The organism is Halolactibacillus sp. JCM 19043 (assembly GCF_001310395.1).
In the GTDB taxonomy this organism is placed as follows: Bacteria; Bacillota; Bacilli; order Bacillales; family Amphibacillaceae; genus Halolactibacillus; species Halolactibacillus miurensis.
Window position 1 is genome coordinate 1 of record NZ_BAXD01000102.1, and the last position, 544, is coordinate 544.

1 pseudogene is annotated in these 544 nt (G+C 43.6%); it reads left to right on the forward strand.

Annotated features, from left to right (window positions below):
* Positions 1-544, forward strand: a pseudogene (locus JCM19043_RS17065) (IS200/IS605 family accessory protein TnpB-related protein); the annotation flags it as partial.

Below are 544 nucleotides of genomic sequence, written 5' to 3' on the forward strand. Positions count from 1 at the left end.
TATTTCAGGACGAAAAGATGCTAAATCAGGTAACTTTGTGTTTCATTATCACCCAGAGACGCATACCCTTACCTTTAAAGCGATCGACCAATGCGTCATTCGTCTCGCTGACGTTGTTTTTCCTTATGGTCAAGATCATGTCAATCGTGCCATTCAGACACAAATGAACCTGAAAGATAAGAAAAAGTATGGGAAGCCGATTGCATGGTCGCTTGAGGACCATGGTGACTACTATATCGTTAAATGCTTAATTGATGTGCCTGCTACACCCTATCTGAATACCTCAACGTCAACCGGCATGATTGGTGTTGATTTGAATGCGAATCATATCGCCGTCGCCAATGTCAACGACATTGGTCAATGTGTGGATGCCTTTACCCTTCCGTTTAACTTAGAGGGTAAAACCAGTGGACAGGCGACGAAAATAATAGAAGCAGAGGTTATTGCCCTCGTTGACTATGCCGTTAAACATCATAAACCACTCGCTATCGAAAAATTGGATACGACGCGGTCCAAAGTGTCGCGTCCTATGGACATAAAAGCG